Annotated in this window: 19 protein-coding genes; 10 read left to right on the forward strand and 9 right to left on the reverse strand. The window is 66.7% G+C overall.

Features of this window, described 5'->3' with window-relative positions; all coding sequences use genetic code 11:
- Nucleotides 1-593: 593 nt before the first annotated feature.
- Nucleotides 594-1,301 (reverse strand): hypothetical protein, encoded by a 708-nt coding sequence (locus tag MLP_RS02930; RefSeq protein WP_013861514.1) that lies wholly within the window; start codon nt 1,299-1,301, stop codon nt 594-596.
- A gap of 384 nt (nt 1,302-1,685) precedes the next feature.
- Here MLP_RS02930 and dnaK point away from each other — a divergent pair, with 384 nt between their 5' ends.
- From dnaK to clpB, 6 genes are all read left to right on the forward strand, one after another.
- On the forward strand, nt 1,686-3,551 hold the full coding sequence (gene dnaK, locus MLP_RS02935) for a molecular chaperone DnaK (protein ID WP_013861515.1): 1,866 nt from the start codon (nt 1,686-1,688) through the stop codon (nt 3,549-3,551).
- A complete protein-coding gene (grpE, locus tag MLP_RS02940) occupies nt 3,548-4,216 on the forward strand; it encodes a nucleotide exchange factor GrpE (RefSeq protein WP_013861516.1) in 669 nt (222 codons plus the stop codon). The genes dnaK and grpE overlap by 4 nt, the downstream gene beginning before the upstream one ends.
- A gap of 135 nt (nt 4,217-4,351) precedes the next feature.
- Nucleotides 4,352-5,515: a molecular chaperone DnaJ gene (gene dnaJ, locus MLP_RS02945; RefSeq protein WP_013861517.1), complete on the forward strand. Its 1,164-nt coding sequence runs from the start codon at nt 4,352-4,354 to the stop codon at nt 5,513-5,515.
- Between the two features lie 11 nt (nt 5,516-5,526).
- On the forward strand, nt 5,527-5,967 hold the full coding sequence (locus tag MLP_RS02950; RefSeq protein ID WP_041789659.1) for a heat shock protein transcriptional repressor HspR: 441 nt from the start codon (nt 5,527-5,529) through the stop codon (nt 5,965-5,967).
- 69 nt (nt 5,968-6,036) lie between these two features.
- Nucleotides 6,037-6,603, forward strand: coding sequence for a DUF4240 domain-containing protein (locus MLP_RS02955; protein WP_013861519.1), 567 nt, complete (start codon nt 6,037-6,039; stop codon nt 6,601-6,603).
- A gap of 189 nt (nt 6,604-6,792) precedes the next feature.
- Nucleotides 6,793-9,387, forward strand: a complete 2,595-nt coding sequence (gene clpB / locus MLP_RS02960) for an ATP-dependent chaperone ClpB (RefSeq protein ID WP_013861520.1) — start codon at nt 6,793-6,795, stop codon at nt 9,385-9,387.
- A gap of 126 nt (nt 9,388-9,513) precedes the next feature.
- Here the strand turns inward: clpB and MLP_RS02965 are convergent, their stop codons facing one another.
- Complete coding sequence (locus tag MLP_RS02965) at nt 9,514-9,939, reverse strand: VOC family protein (protein ID WP_013861521.1); 426 nt, start codon at nt 9,937-9,939, stop codon at nt 9,514-9,516.
- A 797-nt stretch (nt 9,940-10,736) separates the two neighbouring features.
- On the opposite strand from MLP_RS02965, the gene MLP_RS02970 reads away from it, so the two are divergent.
- Nucleotides 10,737-11,576 carry a spermidine synthase gene (locus tag MLP_RS02970; RefSeq protein WP_231851411.1) on the forward strand — a complete coding sequence of 280 codons (840 nt, stop codon included), beginning with the start codon at nt 10,737-10,739 and terminating at the stop codon, nt 11,574-11,576.
- Here MLP_RS02970 and MLP_RS02975 read toward each other — a convergent pair.
- The 6 genes from MLP_RS02975 to hutH all read right to left on the reverse strand — a co-directional run bounded on the left by MLP_RS02975 (nt 11,551) and on the right by hutH (nt 19,644).
- Entirely contained in the window at nt 11,551-12,318 is a 768-nt protein-coding gene (locus MLP_RS02975) for a CPBP family intramembrane glutamic endopeptidase (RefSeq protein WP_156821004.1), read from the reverse strand. The two genes, MLP_RS02970 and MLP_RS02975, sit on opposite strands and share 26 nt — an antisense overlap.
- 55 nt (nt 12,319-12,373) lie before the next feature.
- The gene (hutI, locus tag MLP_RS02980) at nt 12,374-13,540 is read right to left on the reverse strand and encodes an imidazolonepropionase (RefSeq protein ID WP_013861524.1); all 1,167 of its coding nucleotides are present in this window, start codon (nt 13,538-13,540) and stop codon (nt 12,374-12,376) included.
- A 55-nt stretch (nt 13,541-13,595) separates the two neighbouring features.
- A complete protein-coding gene (locus MLP_RS02985; RefSeq protein ID WP_013861525.1) occupies nt 13,596-14,933 on the reverse strand; it encodes a formimidoylglutamate deiminase in 1,338 nt (445 codons plus the stop codon).
- Nucleotides 14,930-16,246 (reverse strand): allantoate amidohydrolase, encoded by a 1,317-nt coding sequence (locus tag MLP_RS02990; RefSeq protein ID WP_013861526.1) that lies wholly within the window; start codon nt 16,244-16,246, stop codon nt 14,930-14,932. The genes MLP_RS02985 and MLP_RS02990 overlap by 4 nt, the downstream gene beginning before the upstream one ends.
- 147 nt (nt 16,247-16,393) lie before the next feature.
- Nucleotides 16,394-18,055, reverse strand: coding sequence for a urocanate hydratase (gene hutU, locus MLP_RS02995; RefSeq protein WP_013861527.1), 1,662 nt, complete (start codon nt 18,053-18,055; stop codon nt 16,394-16,396).
- Nucleotides 18,056-18,078: 23 nt separating this feature from the next.
- The gene (hutH, locus tag MLP_RS03000) at nt 18,079-19,644 is read right to left on the reverse strand and encodes a histidine ammonia-lyase (RefSeq protein WP_013861528.1); all 1,566 of its coding nucleotides are present in this window, start codon (nt 19,642-19,644) and stop codon (nt 18,079-18,081) included.
- An 80-nt stretch (nt 19,645-19,724) separates the two neighbouring features.
- Here hutH and MLP_RS03005 point away from each other — a divergent pair, with 80 nt between their 5' ends.
- From MLP_RS03005 to MLP_RS03015, 3 genes are all read left to right on the forward strand, one after another.
- Entirely contained in the window at nt 19,725-20,480 is a 756-nt protein-coding gene (locus MLP_RS03005) for an IclR family transcriptional regulator (protein WP_013861529.1), read from the forward strand.
- Between the two features lie 15 nt (nt 20,481-20,495).
- A complete protein-coding gene (locus MLP_RS03010; protein ID WP_013861530.1) occupies nt 20,496-21,125 on the forward strand; it encodes a hypothetical protein in 630 nt (209 codons plus the stop codon).
- 275 nt (nt 21,126-21,400) lie between these two features.
- A complete protein-coding gene (locus MLP_RS03015) occupies nt 21,401-22,849 on the forward strand; it encodes a sugar porter family MFS transporter (protein ID WP_013861531.1) in 1,449 nt (482 codons plus the stop codon).
- Between the two features lie 77 nt (nt 22,850-22,926).
- On the opposite strand, the gene MLP_RS03020 is transcribed toward MLP_RS03015, so the two are convergent.
- Nucleotides 22,927-24,123, reverse strand: a complete 1,197-nt coding sequence (locus MLP_RS03020) for a pyridoxal phosphate-dependent aminotransferase (protein ID WP_013861532.1) — start codon at nt 24,121-24,123, stop codon at nt 22,927-22,929.
- Nucleotides 24,124-24,137: the final 14 nt, after the last annotated feature.

Genomic DNA, 24,137 nt, shown 5'->3' on the forward strand with positions numbered 1-24,137 from the left:
GCGTGGCTTCGCCCTAGGCCGAAACCTCGCTGAGGACGCCCGCTTGGATCGTCGGCCCCGAGCCGGTGACCGATCTTCCGCCGCAGCATTCCGGGGTCCAGTCACACCCGTCGTCAAGGAGCGCAATCAGAGTGTCCATCGATCAGTTCGGTCATGTGGTCGCACGCATCTTCGGACGTCAGCCTGGGAACGCGACGAGGTTGGATCGAAGCTGGTGCGGGTTATCCAGTTCTTACTTCTTGGAGCGTGACCGCATGAGCCGCCGAACGAGCGTCTGCTCCTCTGAACGCACCTGCTTGCGGGACGCTTGGTTGATCTTCTCTCTGAGCGCGGGAGCGGAGTAGTCCTGGACGTCTGCTGACCGTGCGTTCTTGACTTGGATCGTGGTCATCTCTGCGACTCCTACCTACGGCGCTGCTGCTGTAGCAACGCTGACATAGCAACTATGACACCTGCCAGTGACACTGCCTCTAGGAACTGCCTTTTCGGCTCTCATCGCGCCGCGGTGCGGGATCTGCTGATACGAACGCGATCCCCAGAAGTTCCGCAACGAACTCGCACAACTTCAGGTCAGTATCGGTGAAGGAGTCGGGTTACGGTGCATCCAGCGTCAGCATGCCGTAACCTGTGCTGCCCACCACGATGGGGACCGAGATGTAGGTCAGGTAGCCGTGATCCACACCATGTTGCCGCCGACCCTGCGCTTTCTCGACCCGGATGTCAGGGACTAACTGAGATCGGTTGTTCTCGAGCGCTTCGAATGCAGGGTCAGGCTCTCCAGCCGGATGTCGCACGAACTCCCGGGCCGGCTCGTCCTCGCGACCAAGTGCCGCGATTGGGGTCAAACGGTCGGGATCAGACAACTTGTAGACGACGGTACGCAAGCCGACGACATCGGTGAGCAGTAGCTGCATCGAGCCGACCACCTGCGTTGCGACAACATCGAGTCGCTGAGTACGTCCAGTTCCGCGTCTCATGGTCTGCATCTGAGCAATCAGAGTGGCCACAGGTCGCAAGGCATCCTTTACGGCGGTGCGGAACTGGGCTGCAGCGACAATCTGACCTCGGTCGACCCACCGTTGCGCCCACTCGCGGATGACACCGAGGCCCGCGGCGAGGGCGAAACACCCAACGCCCCAGCCCAGTTGCTGCAGATCGACCCTGTCGCTGAGCGGGCTTGCAAGTGCAATCAGCAGACAGCTCAGTGCGTACAGGAGTGCACTCGCCACTGAGACCGCGATGCTGTGCCGCTGCGCGGAGGCGGCAAGCCACGACTGAACGTCAGCACTCGAAGATCCCACCCCTGCTCCTCAATCCCCTACATGAAATCTTGGCACCCAGTCCATCCCTGGGGCTGGATGGTCAGACATGTCGGCAGCGATCCGGGTCGTTCCGTCGTGTGCCTCGGCACTTGAAGCACGACCAGCAACTGAACCCTTGCGTAGTCAACAGGACCGAGTGCACGCGCGGCATCGTTTCACGGGAAGCGGTCACCCTGCCGTCGGTCGCAGTCGCGGCCACCACCCCAGGACCCGAGCCCACCGCCAGAAGAAAGGTTGAGTCGATCCCGCTCAGGGTGGAATACTCCGGGGAGGCCCAGGGTTGAGCCTAGTACACTCAACGTGTAAGTTGAGCCCTACAGACTCAAGGAAACCACTACTTCCACACCGGAGGATCACAGAACTATGGCTCGTGCAGTCGGCATCGACCTCGGGACGACCAACTCCGTCGTCGCCGTGCTCGAAGGTGGAGAGCCCACCGTCATCCCCAACGCCGAGGGATCCCGCACCACTCCGTCCGTTGTCGCGTTCGCGAAGGGCGGCGAGGTGCTGGTCGGCGAGGTCGCCAAGCGGCAGGCCGTTACCAACGTCGATCGGACCATCCGCTCGGTCAAGCGCCACATGGGCACTGATTGGACCGTCCAGATCGACGGCAAGACCTACCGTCCCCAGCAGATCAGCGCGTTCGTGCTGCAGAAGCTGAAGCGGGACGCTGAGGCCTACCTGGGTGAGCAGGTGACCAATGCGGTCATCACCGTCCCGGCATACTTCTCTGATGCCGAGCGGCAGGCCACCAAGGAGGCCGGTGAGATCGCCGGTCTGACCGTGGACCGGATCATCAACGAGCCCACCGCGGCCGCGCTGGCGTACGGCTTGGACAAGGGCGACAAGGAGCAGACCATCCTGGTCTTCGACCTCGGTGGTGGCACGTTCGACGTGTCGCTGCTGGAGATCGGCGACGGCGTCTTCGAGGTGAAGGCGACCAAGGGCGACAACCGGCTCGGTGGTGACGACTGGGACGCCCGGATCGTCGACTGGCTGGTCAAGCAGTTCAAGAACAAGAACGGCACCGATCTGAGCAAGGACAAGATCGCCCGTCAGCGGCTGCAGGAGGCCGCCGAGAAGGCCAAGATCGAGCTGTCCAGCGCGAGCGAGACCTCGATCAATCTGCCCTACATCACCCTCGGTGAGTCCGGCCCGCTGCACCTGGAGGAGAAGCTCACCCGCTCGGAGTTCCAGCGGCTGACCTCCGACCTGCTGGATCGCTGCCGCGCGCCGTTCAACGCGGTGATCTCCGACGCCAAGATCAGCGTCGGGCAGATCGACCACGTCATCCTGGTCGGCGGCTCCACCCGGATGCCGGCCGTCGTCGACCTGGTCAAGGAGCTGACCGGTGGCAAGGACCCGAACAAGGGCGTGAACCCGGACGAGGTCGTCGCCCTCGGCGCCAGCCTGCAGGCCGGCGTGCTGAAGGGTGAGGTCAAGGACGTCCTGCTGCTCGACGTCACCCCGCTGAGCCTCGGCATCGAGACCAAGGGCGGCGTGATGACCAAGATCATCGAGCGGAACACCACGATCCCGACCAAGCGCTCGGAGGTGTTCACCACCGCCGACGACAACCAGCCGTCGGTGATGATCCAGGTCTACCAGGGCGAGCGTGACTTCGCCCGGGACAACAAGTCGCTCGGCAACTTCGAGCTGACCGGTCTGCCGCCGGCTCCGCGTGGCGTGCCGCAGATCGAGGTCGCCTTCGACATCGACGCCAATGGCATCGTGCACGTGCATGCCAAGGATCTGGCCACCGGCAAGGAACAGTCCATGCAGATCACCGGCGGTTCCGCGCTGGGCAAGGACGACATCGACCGGATGGTCAAGGAGGCCGAGGCGCACGCCGAGGAGGACCGCAAGCGGCGCGAGGGGGTCGAGCTCCGCAACGAGGCCGACAACCTGGTCTTCCGCACTGAGAAGCTGATCGCCGAGAACAGCGACAAGATCGGCGACGACGTGAGGAAGCCGGTCGAGGAGGCCATTGCCGAACTGAAGACCGCCTTGGAGGGTGAGGACAACGACGCGGTGAAGGCCGCCGTCGAGAAGGTCAACTCCACCAGTGCGGCGCTGGGCCAGGCGATGTATGCGGCAGCGCAGGCCGCTCAGTCCGAGGCGCCGTCTGCTGACGGTCAGCACTCGGGCGGCGCGGACAGTAACGGCAGCTCCGATGACGACGTGGTCGACGCCGAGATCGTGGACGACGAGAACACGGGGACCAAGTGAGCGAATTCTCCGAGACCGAGAACACCGGACCGACCATCCGGGATCGGCGTCGGATCGACCCGGAGACCTACCAGGTGCGGGAGCCGCAGGCCGCGGCTCCCGGCCCAGGGGCTCCGTCAGGTCCGAGCGACCTGGAGGAGACGGCGGCCGGCACCGCCGCAGCCGAGGAGATCGCCGGTCTGAAGACCCAGCTCGGTGAGCGCACCGCCGACCTCCAGCGGCTGCAAGCGGAGTATGTCAACTACAAGCGCCGGGTGGACCGCGATCGCGATGTTGCTCGCAAGGGCGGGATCGAGGCGGTGCTCAAGGATCTGATGTCGGTCCTGGATCACATCGGCTCCGCGCGGGAGCACGGCGAGGTGACCGGTGGTTTCAAGGCCGTCGCCGACGAGATCGAGCGGGTCACCGCGCGGCACGGGCTGGAGAGCTACGGCACCGCAGGTGAGCCGTTCGACCCGCACATCCACGAGGCGCTGATGCACGCGCACGCCGACGGGATCGACGGTCCCACCTGCGTGCAGATCCTGCAGCCCGGCTACCGGATCGGCGAGCGGATCCTGCGACCGGCCCGGGTGGCCGTCGCCGAGCCCGACCCCGATGCTCCGGCCGCACAGGCCGAGTCCCAGGAGGCGCCCAATGCGCCGACTGCCGACGACGAGCAGTGACCGTACGCGGGTGTCGGGTGGCCGGCGGGTCACCCGACACCGGGTCATTCACCTCACCGAAATCGACCGAACCAAGACACACTTGATCATCACCGATCCCACGATCGACGCCGAGATTCCCGAGAGGAGGCGCCCATGAGCACCAAGGACTGGCTGGAGAAGGACTACTACAAGGTCCTCGGGGTGGCGAAGGACGCCAAGCCGGAGGAGATCAAGAAGGCGTACCGCAAACTGGCTCGGGAGAACCACCCTGACCAGAACCCTGGCAATCCGGAGGCCGAGAAGCGGTTCAAGGAGGTCTCCGAGGCCAACGATGTGCTGTCCGACGCCAAGAAGCGCAAGGAGTACGACGAGGCCCGCAGCCTCTTCGGTGGTGGCGGCTTCCGGTTCCCGCGTGGCGGGGGCGGCGGCGGCCAGGCGGGTCCGTCGGTCGACGACCTGTTCCGCAACGCTGGTGACGGTGGTCTGGGTGACCTGTTCGGCGGCTTGTTCAACCAGGGCCAGACCCGTACGCAGCGCTATTCCACCTCCCGTGGCCCGCGCCGGGGCAGCGACGTCGAGGGCGAGGTGACGGTCGACTTCGTCGATGCGATCGAGGGCGTCACCGTTGGCATGCAGATGGTCTCCGAGGCGCCGTGCGAGGCATGTCACGGGACGGGTGCGAAGGCCGGCACGGTGCCGCATGTCTGTCCTACCTGTCAGGGGTCGGGCATGCAGACCTCCACCTCTGGTGGGGTGTTCGCGATGACCGAGCCCTGCAAGGACTGCCACGGACGTGGCATGGTCGTCGACGATCCCTGCCCGGTCTGCCACGGCTCCGGTCGCGGCCGCTCGACCAAGACCATGCAGGTCCGCATTCCCGCCGGGGTCACCGACGGACAGCGGATCCGACTGAAGGGCAAGGGCGGGGCCGGCGAGAACGGCGGCGCAGCCGGCGATCTCTACGTGGTCGTGCACGTCCGTTCGCACCCGGTGTTCGGACGCACGGGCGACAACCTGACCCTGAAGGCCCCGGTCACGTTCAGTGAGGCCGCGCTCGGCGGTGAGATCGAGGTGCCCACCCTGGGTGGAGCGTCGGTCAAGCTGAAGGTCCCAGCCGGTACGCCGAACGGGCGGACCTTCCGCGTCCGCGGCAAGGGTGTGTCCCGTCGCGACGGCACCAAGGGCGACCTGCTGGTGACCGTCGAGGTGGTCGTCCCATCCTCGCTCACTCCGGAGGCGCGCGAGGCATTGGACAACTATTCGCACGCGATCGGTGCCCAGAACCCGCGGGCCAAGCTGTTCGCCGCAGGCTCGTGAGGGAGCAAGCGATGACGGGAACCCAGCTGCCCCAGCAGGTCGACTCGGACGCGCCGGTCTTCGTGATCTCGGTGGCCGCGCAGCTGGCGGGAATGCACCCGCAGACCTTGAGGACCTACGACCGGATGGGTCTCGTGGTGCCTCGCCGGCTGGCCAAGCGTGGTCGCCGCTATTCGGCGCGCGACATCGCTCGCCTGCGGCTGGTGCAGCGGCTCAGCCAGGACGAGGGTGTCAACCTCGAAGGCATCCGGCGGATCCTGGCGATGCAGGACGAGTTGGACGAGCTGCGACGACGGCTGGACGACATGACGGCACTGCTGGCCGCGGTGCATGCCGCCCCACCCGGGTCGCGGGTCTTTACCGCCGATGGCACTGGCGGCGTCGGTCTCGGCGCTGCCGGTGCCCGGCGCTCGCGGCCAATGCTCGCCCTGCCGTCGCGGGTCACCAGCTGAAACCTCATCCACATACGGAGACCTGCGAACGTCTGCATCTGGCAGGTCGTTGACCTTGCGAGGAGCCGCATGAACGTCGACCGCTTCTGGTCAATTGTTGACTTGACGCGCCAGCAGGCGCCGCATTCGCTCGGTGAACAGGCGGAAGTCCTCCGGCGTGAGCTCGGCAGACTGCCTCTCGAGGAGCTACTGGAGTTTGAGAGTGCCTACACCGGTGCTAGCTACGCGCTGTACACCTGGGAGATCTGGCGAGCCGCAGACATCATGATCGGTGACACTTCCGAAGATGTCTTCGCTGACTTTCGATCCTGGATGATCTCCCGCGGCCGATCTGCCTATGAAGGGGTCGTCGCGTCTGCCGACCATGGACTGGCCGCCCTGGAGTTCCGAGACGATGATGGCGAGGATGTCGGTGCCGGCGAGGTATTCGGTGCCGTGGCCCATGACGTGTACCAAGCTCGCACCGGCGTGGACCTGGTAGACGCCTTCCCTGATCGACCGAGTGCAGACTTCCCGGACTTCGAGCCCGCCGGTGCCGACGTAGGACGGAATCGGAAAGAACGACGTGCACACTTCCCGGAACTGGCGGCCAAGTACCCCGAGAAAGGCAAGCTTCGCTTCTTCTGGAGGAGCTGACGGGCACCGATGGTGCTCCTTCGGCATCTCTGACGGGTGCCGTCGACCGCAGTTGATCAGACCCGACAGGTCAGTTGAAGGAGCCGTCAGCAAGGTTGAGCGAACCTCGCTCAATGTGGAATACGCCCAGCTGGACAAGGGTTGAGTGTAGTAGACTCAACTTTGAATTCGACTCTTCGAAGGACCTCTATGGACACCAACAAGCTCACTACCAAGAGTCGCGATGCGGTCTCGGCCGCGTTGCGCAACGCATTGACCGCCGGCAACCCGACTGCTGAGCCGGTCCATCTTCTGCACGCCCTGCTGATGGTGCCGGGCAACACCGTCGCACCGCTGCTTGCTGCGGTCGGCGCCGACCCGGCTGTGGTCGATGCCGCCGCCCAGGGCGCGATCACCAAGCTTCCGACGACCAGCGGCTCCTCGGTCAGCCAACCGAACGTGTCCGGCTCGTTCGCCCGGGTGCTCGCCGACGCGGAGACTCGCGCCGAGCAGCTCGGCGACGCGTACGTCGCCACCGAGCATCTGCTGATCGCGCTGTCCGCGGTCCAGTCCGATGCCAAGAAGATCCTCAGCGACCTGCGCGTGACCGCCGACGGTCTGACCGCGGCGTTCAGCGCATCCCGGGGTAGCAAGCGGGTCACGTCGCAGGAGGCGGAGGGCACCTCCTCGGCGCTCGACCAGTACGGTGTCGACCTCACCGAGCAGGCCCGCGAGGGCAAGCTCGACCCGGTGATCGGCCGCGACACCGAGATCCGGCGTGTGGTGCAGGTGCTGGCCCGGCGGACGAAGAACAACCCGGTGCTGATCGGTGAGCCTGGCGTCGGCAAGACCGCCGTCGTGGAGGGACTTGCCCAGCGGCTGGTGGCTGGTGACGTGCCCGACTCCTTGAAGGGACGTCGGCTCGTCTCGCTGGACCTGTCGGCGATGGTCGCCGGCGCGAAATACCGGGGCGAGTTCGAAGAGCGGCTCAAGGCGGTGCTGACCGAGATCCGCGACGCCGAGGGCCAGATCATCACGTTCATCGACGAACTGCACACCGTGGTCGGCGCCGGTGCTTCCGGCGACTCCTCGATGGATGCCGGCAACATGCTGAAGCCGATGCTGGCTCGTGGCGAGCTGCGGATGATCGGTGCCACGACCCTGGACGAGTATCGGGAGCGGATCGAGAAGGACCCCGCCCTCGAGCGCCGCTTCCAGCAGGTCTACGTCGGTGAGCCGAGCGTGGAGGACACGATCGCCATCCTGCGCGGGCTGCGGGAGCGGTACGAGGCGCACCACAAGGTGGTGATCACCGACGCCGCTCTGGTGGCGGCGGCGAGCCTGTCCAACCGCTACATCACCTCCCGGCAACTGCCGGACAAGGCGATCGATCTGATCGACGAGTCCGCCTCGCGGCTGCGGATGGAGATCGACTCATCCCCGGAGGAGATCGATCAGCTGCGCCGCACGGTGGACCGGATGAAGATGCAGCAGTTCGCGCTGGAGAAGGAATCCGACACCGGCTCGGTCGAGCGGCTGCGCCGGCTGGAGAGCGAGCTGGCCGACGCCCAGGAGGAGTTGCGCGGGCTCGAGGCGCGCTGGGACGCCGAGAAGCAGGGTCTCAACCAGGTCGGTGATCTGAAGGCTCGGATCGACGAGCTGCGGATCGAGGCCGACCGGGCATTGCGGGAGGGCAACCTCGTACGCGCCAGCGAGATCAACTATGGCGAGATCCCGGAGTTGCAGCACCAGCTCGCACGTGCGGACCAAGCCGAGAGCCAGACGACCTCGATGGTCTCGGAGGAAGTCGGCCCGGGCGACATCGCCGAGGTCGTCTCCAACTGGACCGGCATCCCGGTGGGTCGGCTGCTGCAGGGCGAGAGCGAGAAGCTGCTGCACATGGAGGACCGGCTGGGCGAACGGCTGATCGGCCAGAAGAAGGCGGTCAAGGCCGTCTCCGATGCGGTACGGCGGTCTCGCGCCGGGATCTCCGATCCAAACCGGCCGACCGGATCGTTCCTGTTCCTCGGCCCGACCGGCGTCGGCAAGACCGAACTGGCCAAGTCGCTGGCGGAGTTCTTGTTCGACGACGAGCACGCCATGATCCGGATCGACATGAGCGAATACTCCGAGAAGCACTCGGTGGCGCGATTGGTCGGTGCGCCCCCTGGCTATGTCGGCTATGAGGAGGGTGGGCAGCTCACCGAGGCGGTGCGGCGCCGTCCGTACGCGGTCGTGTTGCTGGACGAGGTCGAGAAGGCCCACAGCGAGGTCTTCGACATCTTGCTGCAGGTGCTCGACGACGGTCGGCTGACCGACGGTCAGGGGCGGACGGTCGACTTCCGCAACGTGCTGCTGATCCTCACCTCCAACCTGGGATCGCAGTTCCTCGCGGACCAGACCCTGAACCCGGAGACCAAGCGGGACGCGGTGATGGGCGTGGTCCGTGGTGCCTTCAAGCCGGAGTTCCTCAACCGGCTCGACGAGATCGTGCTGTTCGACGCGCTCAACACCGAGGATCTGGCCAAGATCGTCGAGATCAGCCTGCGCCGGCTGAACGCCCGACTGGCCGATCGTCGGATCACCGTCGAGGTCACGTCGGCCGCGAAGGACTGGCTGGCTCTGACCGGCTTCGACCCGGTCTACGGTGCTCGTCCGCTGCGTCGGCTGATCCAGACCACGATCGAGGACCAACTGGCTCAACTCGTGCTGAGCGGGGTAGTCACCGACGGCGACACGATCACCTTCGATGTCGACGAAACCTCCGACGGTTTGGTCGTCCAGTCGGCAGGCGTGACGGTCTGACCGACCTGATCAGCCGTGATCTGGCCGGCTAGTGACCTAACCAGCGGCGGATAACCGATGCGTCCAACACAGGCCGGGGCACATGGCCCCGGCCTGTGTTGGTCGTCACTCGCGACGTAACTGTCGTCAGCCGTCGGCTGCTCCCGAACCGGCGATGTTGACCATCCAGCTGATGCCGAACTTGTCCGTCAGCTGGCCGAAGTAGTCGCCCCACGGCGCCTTCTCCAGCGGGAGATCGATGCGTCCGCCCTCGGCTAGTGCCTGGAAGAAGCCACTCAGCTCATCGACTTCGTCGCCGGTCAGGGCGATGGTCCCATTGGGGCTGGCCGTCATTCCCATGCTCGCCGGGGCGTCGGCGGCCATCAAGGTGAAGCCGGATGGCGTGCTCAGCTGACTGTGCATGATCTGGTCTCGGTCGTCGTCGGCCAGACCGGGCATCGGCATCTCGCCGAAGGTGGAGAAGTCAACCTCGCCACCGAACACCGACGCGTAGAACTCCATCGCGTCGCGGGTGTTACCGCTGAAATTGAGGTAGGGGTTGAGTAGAGCCATGGTGATCCTCCCGTGGTTGCTTGCGTCCGTCTCATTCTGCTCCGACCCACTGACAGTGTGTTCGTCACTCGCTACTCGGCTGCGCTCCAGGGACTCCGTCTTCCTCCCTCCCTCGCAAGACGAAGAACGTGTCTTGCTCGCTCAGTCGTCCAGACGGAGCCGTCGCTTCGCCTCGTGGTCGCTCGCGACGGGTTCGTCACTCGCTACTCGGCTGCGCTCCAGGGACTCCGTCTTCCTCCCTCCCTCGCAAGACGAAGAACATGTCTTGCCCGCTCAGTCGTCCAGACGGAGCCGTCGCTTCGCCTCGTGGTCGCTCGCGACGGGTTCCTCACTCGCTACTCGGCTGCGCTCCAGGGACTCCGTCTTCCTCCCTCCCTCGCAAGACGAAGAACATGTCTTGCCCGCTCAGTCGTCCAGACGGAGCCGTCGCTTCGCCTCGTGGTCGCTCGCGACGGGTTCCTCACTCGCTACTCGGCTGCGCTCCAGGGACTCCGTCTTCACGCGAGTCGGCTCCGCTGATCGCGTGTGGCCCGCGGGCGTCACAGGCACGGGCTTGGCGCACGACTCGCGGTCGTCGTTGGCCCGGGGGCGTGAAACGTGCTGGGGCTACGGGTGACCGTTGGTCGTGGTTGGCCCGGGGGCGTGAAACGTGCTCGGAAGACGCCCAGCCACGGGTCGTCCGTGGCCCCGCGGCGCCAAACGGAACACGCCTCGCGTGCGCTGCGGTGCCGCTCGTGACGGCGTCCTCACTGGCGACGGGTTATATGTGAGGATTCGGACGTGCCAGGAGGGCAACGGTGAGCAGGGAGACCAGAGTGGAGACCGGATCGCAGACGGTCACGCTGGTTGAGGACCCGGCGCAGCCCGGCGCCTTTCTGGTGCGAATCGGGGACACCGACCAGTCGTACGTTGACCTGGCCGATCCGTTGCGGCTGGAGTTCGACTACGTCCAGCGGATTGCCGATGTGATCGACGAGATCGCTCCCGAGGGTGCGCGAATGAGAGTCGTCCACGTCGGGGGCGCAGCCTTGACCCTGCCGCGCTATGTGGCGGCTACTCGGCCCAGCTCGGCGCAGATCGTGCTCGAGCCCGACGAGGAGCTGACCATGTTGGTCCGCGAGCAGCTGCCGTTGCCACGGCGCAGCGGGATCAAGGTGCGGGCCACTGACGGGCGGAGCGGGATCGCCGCCATGCGTGACGACTTCGCCGACCTGGTCATCGTCGATGCGTTCGTCGGTGCCCGAGTGCCGCCCGAGCTGACCACGACCGAGTTCCTCACCGACGTACGCCGGGTCGTCGGATCGACCGGTGCGGTGGTGATCAATGTGACCGACCAAGGGCGACTCGGCTACTCCAAACGGGTGCTGGCCGGAGTTGCCGCGGTCTTCGACCATGCGGTCTACGGGGCCGAGCCGGCCACACTGAAAGGTCGCCGGTTCGGCAACGTCATCATCACGGGGTCCGAGGCGCCGCTGCCGGAGGCGGCTCTGATCCGGCGTGCAGCGGGATCCATGTTCCCGTACCGGGTGTTGACCGGCACTCAACAGAGTCGCTTCGTGGGCGGTGCGAAGCCGTTCACCGATGAGGACGCGGAGGCATCTCCCGATCCGGTCACCGGCGGCGCTCACTTCGGCTGACCGCCACCGGAAGGCTGTCGCGAACTCCGCGCAGACACCACAGACCCCAGAGCAGCATCGCAGTGTCGTGCGCGATCAGGAATCCCCAGAGCAGCCCGCCGTGCAGACCGGTGATCTTGAAAAGCAGATCGCCGACCGCATGGACCGCAACCAGCAGCCAAATGGCGTTGGTACGCCAGCGCAGGATCGAAAAGCCGACACCGAAGCAGAACGCTCCGACCGCCTGAGCCAGGCTGACCGCTACGGACTGGCCGAAGGCGATGTTGGTCAAGTGGCTCAACCCGAAGATGGCCCCACCGAGCACAGCGGCCCGTCGCAGTCCCAGACTCCGCAGCGTGTCCTGGATGACGCCGCGGTGCCAGATCTCCTCGAACACCCCTGTAGCGACATAGCCGGCAACCAGGATGCCCAGGGTTGATGCCGCCGGCAGGTCGATGCCGGTGACCAGCGGAGCCAGCGCGATCAGCATCGGGATGACCACCAGGCCCTCCCGCCGCCAGCTGCTCGGTCCGGCAGCGCCCGTACGCTGCCAGGCCCGACCCTGGCCGACGATCACCAGCGCGCCGATCATGACCACCAGCACGGCGATCAAACGCCAGGTCAGCGGATCACCACCGACGCGCTCGCCGAGCAGGCCGATGATCACGCTGATGGCAGCCGGTGCGGCCGCCAGCAACACGGCGAGTCGCACCGGGTATCGCCCAGCTGCCCACCAGGGCACGGTCGTCCGTTTGCCCGTCACTCAGCGAATATCGCACACCGCCCAGAGCCGACGTCAACCGCTGCCGATGGCTTCGTCAGAGTCCCTCGAGGGCACGGACGAGTGGCACACCGGGCCGATAGGCGAGGTGCAGATGGCTGGGCGCTTCGATCACCGCGAGATCGGCGCGACCGCCGACCACGATCCGGCCGATGTCGCTCCGGCGCAGTGACCGCGCGGCACCGACGGTTGCCGCATAGAGCGCCTGCGCAGGTGTCAGGCCCATCTCGCGGACCGCGAGCGCGATCATGAACGGGATCGAGGACGAATAGCAGGTGCCTGGGTTGCAGTCCGAGGCGAGTGCGATCGAGACCCCGGCGGCCAGCAGCCGGGCGCCGTCAGGATAGGGCGAGCGGGTGCAGAACTCCACTCCGGGCAGCAGCGTCGCGACCGTCGTGTCCGAGGCGTCGGCGAGCGCGTCGACATCGGCATCGGAGAGGTAGGTGCAGTGATCGACACTTGCCGCCTCCAGCTCGACCGCCAGCTGCGCCCCGGGCCCGTGACCGAGCTGGTTACCGTGCACCCGGAGTTCCAGCCCGGCATCTCGACCGGCCTCCAACACCGTCCGAGCTTCGTCCGCGTCGAACGCGTACGGGGAGTTCGGCTCGCAGAAGACATCGATCCATCGTGCGTACGGGGCCGCGGTGCTGAGCATGTCGCCGATGACGAGATCGATGTAGTCGGCACGGCGGTGGCGCCATTCCGGTGGCACCACATGAGCACCGAGGAAGGTGGTCTCCGGGGTGAACTCACCGGCGATCCGAAGCGCCCTGGCCTCGTCGGCGATGCTCAGTCCATATCCACTCTTGATCTCGACCGTGGTTGTGCCCTGGGCGCGCATCTCGGCGACTCGCGCTGCGACCGGCAAGCGGAGCTCGTCATCAGACGCCGACCGAGTCGCCGCCATGGTGCTCGCGATGCCGCCACCGTCGTACGGTGCGCCGGTCATTCGGGCGGCGAACTCGGCCGAGCGATCCCCGGCGAAGACCAGGTGGCTGTGCGAATCCACGAACCCAGGGATCAGGGTCCGGCCGCCGAGGTCGATCCGCTGATCGGCCGGCGGCGCCTCGGTATCCGCGCCGATCCAGGAGATCCCGTCATCGGTGATCACGATCGCTGCGTTGTGGCGGATGCCAAGTCGGTCTTCGGTGCTGTCGTCGCAGGTGACCAGCTCGCCAATGCTGGTGATCAAGGTGCTGGTCATGGATGGAGCCTCTCGGGAGCATGGGTTGGGATGGTGGCGTGGGCTGCGACGCTGATCATGAGCCATCGTGGAGAGTGTCGAGGGCCGAGGTGAGCAGCGGACCGACTGGTCCGAGGCGATGCCGGCGGTCGCGGACGATCTGCTCGCCGGCCACGATCACGTCGGTGACATCGGCGGCTGTCGCTGCGTAGTGAATCTGACCTGGCTCGCTCCCGGCGGTGCGGACCGAGGTGCTGTCAACGATCACGAAGTCGGCCGGTGCGCCGGTAGCCAGTCGACCGCCACCATTCCAGCCGAGGCTGTCGTAGCCGGCGGCGGTTGCCGCGGTGATCAACTCGGCGGGAGCGAACCGGCCACGCTGGTTGGTGTCCAGCCGCTCGTGCATCTCGACCCCTCGCATCTCCTCGAACATGTCGATCACCGCGTGCTGGTCGCTGCCGAGACTGAGTGGGCTGCCGGCGTCCACCAGCGCCCGAGCCGGGCCGATGCCGTCGGCGAGGTCGCGTTCGGTCGTCGGGCAGAAGCATGATCCGGTGCGGGTGCTTCCCAGCAGGGCAATGTCCTCGCTGGTCAGATGGGTCGCATGGATGGCCGTCGCGTCTGAACCCAGTAGGCCGTGCTGGGCGAGCAGCGCGGTGGGTGTGCAGCCGTGGACGGCGAGCACGGTCTCGTTCTCAGCCGGTTGCTCGCTGAGGTGGACGTGCAGTGGTCCCGCTGGGCGGACCTTGCCGAGCCGGGCAAGATCATCCGGATCCAGTGCCCGCACGGAATGGGCGGCGGCGCCAACGCGTACGTTCGGTGCGTCGGCCTGCTCGGTCGCAAAGGCGGCGACCCGGTCGGCCCACGCATCTACGGATCCGTCGGAGAAGCGCTGCTGCACGGGGTCGAGCGGCTGATAGCCGTCGGTGGTGAGCCCTCCTTCGAGATAGCAGACGTCGAGCAGGGTCAGCCGGATCCCGGCCTCGTCGGCGGCCGCGACCAGCGCCTCGCTCATCGCGTTCGGGTTCGCATAGCGGCGCCCGCGCCGGTCATGGTGCAGGTAGTGGAACTCGCCGACCACGCTCATCCCTGCGAGCACCATCTCGGCATAGACCGCACGAGCCAGCAGGAAGTAGCTGTCGGGATCCAGCCGAGACGCGGCGGCGTACATCTGCTGACGCCAGGTCCAGAATGTGCCTCCGTCGCCATGGGTACGTCCCCGCAGTGCCCGATGGAACGCGTGGCTGTGCGCATTGGCGAATCCGGGCAGCGCGACGCCGGCGAACCGTACGTCGGCTTGTCGTGGATCGGCGCCCGCCGTCACCTCGGTGATCGCCCCGTCGGTCTCGGTGAGCAGCACATCGGTCGCGATTCCGGTGGGGAGATGGGCGCGCGGGATCCAGTACGCGGTCATCGTGGGTCCTGCGAACCAGATCGTGCGGAAAAGTGTCCTCGACTGCTCTGATGGTGTGCTCCTAAGCCGCTATGGGACGCAGTCGGGGCTACTTCTCCGCAGTTGAGCAGCTCGGCTAGGACAGCGGTGAGCGCCTCGACGCCGGCTAGGCAGTCGTCGCGATCGGCGTGTTCGGCGGGCGAGTGGGAGATACCGGTCGGATTGCGGACGAAGAGCATCGCCGACGGGATTCCTGCAGTGGCGAGGATCCCTGCGTCATGTCCGGCGCCGGTGCCGAGCAGCGGTGCCGTCGGCAGCACCTCCTGCAACCGACCAATGAGCCCGGCGTCGAACCGGGTGGTCGGGGTCCAGGACTCCTCGCCGACCTCAGCGCCGAACTCGCCGGCTGCCGTGGTGATCTCGGTGACCATCCGGCGGACCGCGTTCTCGTCGGCGCCCCGGCCGTCCAGCCAGGCCGTTGCCGCCGACGGGATGGCATTCACCCCGCCCGGCACGAGCAGGGTCTTGCCGACAGTCGCGACACAGCCGTGCATCGATGCCGCCGAGCGCGCCGCGAGCACCGTGGAGGCCAGTCCGATCATGGCGTCGTGCCGATCGGTCAGCCGGGTCGTACCGGCGTGGTTGGCCTCACCAGGGAAGTCGATCCGCCAGCGACCGTGCGGCCAGATGTCGGTGCCAATCGCTACCGGTTGGCCGAGGTCGATCAGCCCACGGCCCTGCTCGACATGCAGTTCGACGAAGGCACCGATCCGCTTCAGCGTCTCCGGGTCAGACCCGATCGTGTGCGGATCGCGACCGGCCGACCGCAGTGCCTCGGCCATGGTCACCCCCTCTCCGTCCTGCAGCCCGAGCGCCCGCTCGGGTGTCATCGCCCCGGTGATCACCCGGGATCCGGCGCAGGCGACACCGAACCGGGCGCCCTCCTCGTCGGAGAAGTTGACGATCCCGAGCGGTCTCGCCGGGACGAATCCCTCGGCACGCAACTGATCCAGCGCAGCGAAGGCCGACACCACGCCGAGCGGCCCGTCGTAGGCGCCTCCGTCGGGCACGCTGTCCAGATGGGAACCGGTGACGATCCCCGGCGTGATGTCCGGATCACCCCACCAGGCCCACTGATTGCCCATCCGATCGGTGGTCAACTCCAGACCTCGGGCGGCCGCCTCACCGGCGAACCACTCGCGGAGGGTATGGTCCACGCCCGTCAGGGCATAACGGCGGTAGCCGCCGGTCTCCTCGCTGCGCCCGATCCCACCGAGATCCGCCCACTGCCGATCGAAGGAGGAACGCGATGCGCGACCATCAGAACCGGTCATGGGCGGAGCCTCTCGGGAGTGCAGGAGCGATTCGGAGCGACACGTCCCGCGAGTGAAGCGAGCAGATCCGACAGAGTGTCGTTCCGAATCGTGACGAACGAGCGAGATCTCGCGGAGCCCTTGGCCGGGGAGCGCGGAGCGCGACCATCAGACACTGTCCTCGCGCATCGGCACTCGTACGCCGCGCTCGGTGGCCACGTCGACGGCCAGGTCGTAGCCGGCGTCGACGTGCCGGATGACACCCATGCCGGGATCGTTGGTGAGCACCCGAGACAGCTTTTGCGCGGCCAGCTCGGTGCCGTCGGCAACCGAGACCTGCCCAGCGTGGATGGATCGGCCGATGCCGACCCCGCCGCCGTGGTGGATGGACACCCACGATGCGCCCGAGGCCGTGTTGACCAGGGCGTTCAGCAGTGGCCAGTCGGCGATCGCGTCGGAGCCGTCGGCCATCGACTCGGTCTCGCGATAGGGGCTGGCGACGGAGCCGCAGTCGAGGTGGTCGCGACCGATCACGATCGGTGCGCTGACCTCGCCGGAGGCGACCAGGTCGTTGAACGCGGCCCCGGCCTTGTCCCGCTCGCCGTAGCCCAGCCAGCAGATCCGCGCCGGCAGACCCTGGAAAGCGATCTTCTCCTTGGCGCCCCGCATCCACTTCTGCAGTCGGTCGTTGTCGGGGAACAGATCCATCACGGCCTTGTCGGTGGCATAGATGTCCTTCGGATCACCAGACAGCGCGGCCCAGCGGAACGGGCCCTTGCCCTGGCAGAACAGCGGCCGGATGTACGCCGGCACGAAGCCGGGGAACTCGAATGCCCGCTCGTAGCCGCCCTTGCGGGCCTCGTCGCGGATCGAGTTGCCGTAGTCGAACACCTCAGCGCCGCCATCTTGGAACTCCACCATCGCCTGAACGTGCTTGGCCATCGAGGCCTGGGCGCGATCGGTGAACTCCTCCGGCTTCTTGGCCGCGTAGTCGTCCCAGTCGTCGACGCTGATGCCCTCCGGTAGGTACGCCAGCGGATCGTGCGCGCTGGTCTGGTCGGTGACGATGTCGATCGGTACGCCGCGACGGAGCAACTCGGGGAAGATCTCCGCGCAGTTGCCGACCACACCGACCGACCAGGCGCGCTTGTCGGCCTTGGCCTGCAGCGCTTTCGCGATGCCCGAGTCGAGATCGTCGGCCACCTCGTCGAGATAGCGGTGATCGACTCGACGCTGCAGCCGGTGCCGATCCACGTCGACGATCAGGCAGACACCGTCGTTGAGCGTGACGGCCAAGGGCTGGGCACCGCCCATGCCGCCGCAGCCACCGGTCAGCGTCAAGGTGCCGGCCAGGGTGCCGCCGAACCGCTTCTCGGCCACGGCGGCGAAGGTCTCGTAGGTGCCCTGGACGATGCCTTGGGTGCCGATGTAGATCCAAGAACCGGCGGTCATCTGGCCGTACATGGTCAGACCCTGATGCTCCAGCCGACGAAACTCGGGCCAGTTCGCCCAGTCGGGCACCAGATTGGAGTTGGCGATCAGCACGCGCGGGGCCCATTCATGGGTACGCATCACGCCGACCGGTCGGCCGGACTGGACCAGCATGGTCTCGTCGGCCTCGAGGTCGCGCAGCGTACGGACCATGGCGTCGAAGGACCGCCAGTCACGCGCGGCGCGGCCGGTGCCGCCGTAGACGACCAGATCGTCGGGACGCTCGGCGTTCTCCGGGTCGAGGTTGTTCATCAGCATCCGCAGCGGGGCCTCGGTGGTCCAGCTCTTGGCGGACAGGGTGGTGCCGCGGGGTGCGCGGACGGGACGGGCGCCTTCCATCAGAAATCAGTCCTTTCGGGGAGTCAGTTGAGCGGGCCGGTGATGGCCTCGGCGGCTGCAACGGCGCCGCCGGTGGAGACGAAGGTGACGGCAGTCTCGATCTCGGGAGCGAGCCAACGATCTGGACCGGGAGCGGGGGCACCGGCGGCGCGCAGGGCAGTGATCACCGCTCCGGTCGCCGGGCTTGGAGTGAGCGGCGCGCGCAACTCGATGCCACGGGCGGCGGTGAGCAGTTCGATGGCCAGCACCCGGGTCAGCCCGTCGATCGCGCGGCGGAGCTTGCGGGCCGCGGACCAGCCCATCGACACATGGTCCTCCTGCATCGCCGAGCTGGGGATGGAGTCGACCGAGGCCGGCGCTGCGAGCCGCTTGAGCTCGGAGACGATCGCCGCCTGGGTGTACTGGGCGATCATGTGGCCGGAATCGACGCCTGGATCGTCGGCCAGGAAGGGATTCAGGCCGTGGCTGCGAGTCTTGTCCAGGAACCGGTCGGTGCGGCGTTCGGAGATGCTGGCCAGATCTGCGACCACGATGGCGAGGAAGTCCAGCACGTACGCGATCGGTGCGCCGTGGAAGTTGCCGTTGGACTCGACCCGTCCGTCCAGGGTGACGACGGGGTTGTCGATCGCGGAGGCCAGCTCGATCGACGCCACCGTACGGGCGTGCGCCATGGTGTCGCGGGCGCCGCCGGCGACCTGAGGTGAGCAACGCAGTGAGTACGCGTCCTGCACCCGGGTGCAGTTGTCGGTGCGGTGGCTCTCTCGAATGGCACTTCGGACCATGATCTTCCGCAGGTTGGTGGCCGAGGCCAGCTGGCCGGGATGGGGCCGGAGCCGGTGCAGATCCTCGGCGAACACGTCGTCAGTGCCGAGTTGCCCCTCCACGCTCATGGCGGCGGTCACATCCGCCGTGGTGACCAGGGTGTCCAGATCTGCCAGCGCCAAGATCAACATGCCGAGCATGCCGTCGGTGCCGTTGATCAGCGCCAGGCCTTCCTTCTCGGCCAGCACGACGGGTTCGAGGCCGGCCGCAGCGAGAGCCTCGGCGGCAGGCCGCAGCACGCCGTCCTGATCGCGGACCGTGCCCTCGCCCATCACCGCCAGTGCGCAGTGGGCCAAGGGGGCGAGGTCGCCGGAGCAGCCCAGACTGCCGTACTCGTGCACGACCGGTGTGATGCCCGCGTTCAGCAGGTTTACGTAGGTCTGGGCGACGACCTCGCGGACACCCGTGCGCCCGGTGGCCAAGGTGGAGAGCCGGAGCAGCATCAGCGCACGGACCACCTCGCGCTCCACCTCGGGACCCGATCCGGCGGCGTGGGAGCGGATCAAACTGCGCTGCAGCTGGGTGCGACTGGCGATCGGGATGTGCCTGGTGGCGAGCGCGCCGAAGCCGGTGGACACGCCGTAGTGCGGTTGCGGGTCGTCGGCCAAGGCCTCGATCACGGCCCGGGTCCGGCGGATCTCGGCCAGCGCGTCGGGGTGGATCTGCACCCGGGCATCGTGCCGAGCCACCGCGACGACCTCGTCGAAGCTGACCGGACCCAGACCGACGGTGATGGTGTCGGTGGGGTTCAGGGTCTGTGTGGGCATGCCTCCATTGGACGCGATCCGAGGACACCTTCGGAAGGCCGTCGCTGGTGATCCTGTCTCATATCTGAGACTCTCGCGCTATGTCTCTCTCGCCGGCAGCCGATGCGGTTCTGAAGATCCTGGTGCTGCTGGCCCGGCAGGTGGAGCCGGTGCCCGCCGCGACCGTGGCCGCTGCTCTCGGGTTGCCGCGCTCGACGACCTACCGCTTGCTCGGTTCCCTGGTGGAGCAGGGATTTGTCAGCTATCTGCCGGAGGAGAAGCGGTACGGCCTCGGTGTCGTCGCCTTTGAGCTCGGCTCGAGCTACTCGCGGCAGATGCCGCTCCGTCGGGTGGCCCAACCGGTCCTCACCCGGTTGGTGAGTGCGACCAGAGAGAACGCTCATCTGGCGGTGCTGCACGGCTCGGACGTCTACTACGTGATCGAACAGCGTGCCCCGCGGCGACGCGCACTGGTGACCGACGTCGGCGTACGGCTGCCGGCCACGCTGACCGCCTCGGGTCTGGCGATCCTGTCGGTGTTGTCGCCGGCCCAGGTCCGGGCCGTCTATCCCGATGCCGGAGCCCTCGTCGAGCGTGCCGGTCATGGTCCCACCACTCTCCCGGAGCTGCGCGACCTGCTCCATGGCGTGCGGGAGCGTGGCTACGCGCTCGAGGACAACTTGATCACCGAAGGTTTGGCCTCGGTCGGCGTGCCGGTGCTGGACCGGACCGGCTATCCCGTGGCCGGCATCTCGGTGACCTTCGAAGCCGCTCGAGTCGACGCGGAACGCCGGGCGCGCCTGGTCGAGGCGGTGCAGCGAGCCGCCTCGACTCTGAATCGCCGCCTCGGTGGCTGATCTACTCTGGGCTCTATGTCACAGCCTCCCGGATACTCGGCGCCGGGCTCGCACGGCCCGCAGTTCGCGCCACCCGGGAGTCAGCCGACCGCGCCGATCCCGGTCGCCTGGCGGCAGGATCCGTACGCGGGCCCCCCTCAGCAGTCCCCCTGGCCACCGCAGCAGCAGTGGGTCGCGGGTCCACCGACGTACCTGCCTCCGGCTCGGCGCCAGCGGCCGGCGGTGATCGCGATGGCGGCCACGATGACGGTGACTGCCTCGTTGCAGTGGCTCTGTGCGCTGAGTTTCGCCTGGCTGGTGGCGACCGCCGGTGCGGCCGGGTTGTCCACCACCGATATCGAGGGTGGGATCTATCACCTGCTGCGCCGTTTCCATCTCGGTTTGATCGAGGGTCTTGCGATCCCGTTGTACGGGTTCCCCACGCTTGCGTTCTTCCTTGGTTTCGTGGTTTTGGCGCCCCGAGCCTGGGCGCGAATGGTGCTCACTGCGACAGGGATCGCGACGCTGGCCTGGTCGGCGTGGTGGTTGCGGCACGACTTCGTCTGGTGGCTGCCGAGCGCTGCTTATATCGGCTTTGTCTGCCTGATTCTGTGGACTCCGGGTGCCACTCAGTGGTATCGACGAGCGGACTCGCGGCTCGTGTGACGCCTGATCTTCGAAGGACGAGCTGAGCGCTCGTCCGGTGTCGCAGCCGGGTCGGGCGTAGGCGCCTTGATCCGAAGGATCCAGGATCCCGAACTCAGCGCGCTCGATCCATGGTCGTATGTCTTGACAATGTCTGGCGGCCGCACCTATTGTTCCGGCATTAGACCGGTCTAGCCAGGCGTCGCGATTCAGTGACTCGCTATTCCGAGTCACTCCATCCCCTCCCTACCGGGGCGTTGTGGTGACGTCTCGATTGTCAAGACAAAGGAGTCAGCATGGCACACGGCGCATCAGCCAGTGAATCGTTATTGCCACCGCTCACCGACGGGCCGCACAAGAAGCGCCTCGGCCTCGTCGCCATCATCGCCACCTTCGGTGGCCTGCTCTTCGGCTACGACACCGGAGTGGCGAACGGCGCCGAGCGTCCGATGCAGCATGAAATGGGCCTCAGTGACCTCCAGGTAGGCGTCGTCCTCAGCTCACTTGTGTTCGCAGCAGCCTTCGGAGCGTTGATCTGCGGGAAGGTCGCCGACGCGATCGGCCGCCGGACCACCATCATCATCCTGGCTGTGACGTTCTTCTGCGGGACAGCGATCGTCGTCACCTCGCAGGGCTTCACCATGCTGGTTCTCGGTCGTATCCTGCTGGGTCTCGCGGTCGGCGGAGCCTCGGCGGTCGTCCCTGTCTACCTGGCCGAGATGGCTCCGTTCGAGATCCGCGGCTCGCTCGCGGGACGCAACGAGCTGATGATCGTGGTCGGTCAGCTGGCAGCCTTCGTCGTCAACGCGATCATCGCGCAGCTGTTCGGCCATCAGCCGGGAGTCTGGCGAATCATGTTCTCCATCTGCGCACTGCCGGCGATCGTCTTGTTCTTCGGCATGCTGCGGATGCCGGAATCGCCGCGCTGGTACGTCGAGAAGGGACGGAACGAGGAAGCTCTCGCCGTGCTGAAGACCATCCGGTCCGACGAACGGGCGGAGGCCGAGTTCGCTGAGGTCTCCCACGTCGCGGAGGAGGAGCATGAGCAGGCGAGCAAGGCGCTCGGCCTGCGCGCCGTGCTCTCCAACAAGAACCTGGTTTACATCCTGCTGATCGCCTGTGGTCTCGGCATTGCCCAGCAGTTCACCGGCGTGAATGCGATCATGTACTACGGCCAGCGGATGCTCGCCGAGGCTGGCTTCAACGAGTCGATGATCGGGTGGGTGAACATCGCCCCCGGCGTCATCGCGGTGATCGGTGGCACGACCGCCCTGTATCTGATGGACCGGATCAACCGCCGGACCAACTTCCTCTGGGGTCTCGGTCTCACCGCACTGTCGCACCTGTTCATCGTCATCGGGATGGCGATGTTCCCGGTGGGCAACCCACTCCGTCCCTGGGTGTTCCTGGTGCTGATCGTGTTCATGATCGGCTCGATCCAGCTGTTCTTGAACCTCGCTGTCTGGGTGTACCTGTCCGAGGTGTTCCCGCTGCACATGCGCGGCATCGGCATGGGCGTCTCGGTGTTCGTGCTCTGGGTCGCGAATGGCGTCATCGCGCTCAACGTGCCGTCTGTTGTCGCGGCCCTGGGCATGGGCCTGTTCGTCATCTTCGCGGTGGCGAACGCCATCTCGTTCCTGTTCGTCCTGAAGTTCGTGCCCGAGACCCGGGGTCGTACGCTCGAAGAGTTGGAGGAACGGGTCACCGACGGCTCGATCTTCCACTCCATCGGCAACAAGGGGTAGGCGGCACCGATCCGGACAGTCGGCTCATGATTGCGTTGAGCCGGCTCGTCCGGACCGCGGAGTCCCGAGTGGACCAGTCAGCTGAGCGAGACCAACCGACGGACTGCCTCGTCGAGCACCGGGTCAGACTTGCAGAAGGCCCAGCGGACGTACGGTTTGCCGGCGTCGGTGCGGGCATAGAACACCTGGTGCGGGATGGCCACCACTCCGCAGCGGTGCGGGATGTCGCGGCAGAACTCCAGCCCGTCGGCGTACCCGAGCGGTCGTACGTCGGTGGTCATGAAGTAGGTCCCCTTGGGGAGCGCAGGCTCCAACCCGACCGAGCGCAGCCCGGCGGCCAGCCGGTCTCGCTTGCCCTGCAGCTCCAGGCGAGCTGCGGTGACCCAGGCATCGCCCTCGTCCAGCGCCCGGGCGATCGCTGGTTGAAAGGGTGCCCCGGACGCGAAGGTCAAGAACTGCTTCACCGCGACGATCTCGGTGATCAGCTGAGCCGGTCCCATCGCCCAGCCGATCTTCCAGCCTGTGGCCGAGAAGGTCTTGCCGGCCGAGGAGATCCGGATCGTCCGCTCCCGCATGCCCGGGAAGGTCGCCAATGGCAGGTGTTCGACGTCGTCGAAGAGCAGATGCTCATAGACCTCATCGCAGACCACCAGCAGATCGTGTTCGGTCGCCAGCGCGGCGATCGCGGTGAGCTCGGTCCGGTTCAGCACTGCACCGGTGGGATTGTGCGGCGAGTTCACCAGGATCATCTTGGTCCGCGGGCTCACTGCTGCCCGGAGTTCGTCGAGGTCGAGGACGAAGTCCGGGCCGAAGACGCCCACGCCCACGATGTGTCCGCCAGCCATCTCGACGGACGCCGAGTAGGAGTCGTAGAACGGTTCGAGCGCGATCACCTCGTCACCGGGGTCGACGAAGGCCATGAAGGTCGCCGCCAGCGCTTCGGTTGCCCCGGCAGTGACGGTCACCTCGGTCTCAGGGTCGTAGGCCAGCCCGTAATGGCGGTGGCTGTGCTCGACGATGGCTCGTCGCAGGGCGGGGATGCCACGCGCCGGTGGGTACTGGTTGATGCCTGAGGCGATAGCCCGCTCGGCCTCTTCGAGCATGAACGCGGGTCCGTCGGAGTCCGGGAATCCCTGCCCGAGGTTGACCGATCCGGTGGCGACCGCCAGCGCCGACATCTCGGCGAAGACCGTGGGAGCGGTGGAGCCGACCCGGGTGGCCTTGTATCTCGACGTCGGCGGGTGGTTCGTGGCGGGGGCTTCGACCGGGGACATGGTTGACACGATAG

The sequence above is a fragment of the Microlunatus phosphovorus NM-1 genome (assembly GCF_000270245.1).
GTDB lineage: Bacteria > Actinomycetota > Actinomycetes > Propionibacteriales > Propionibacteriaceae > Microlunatus > Microlunatus phosphovorus.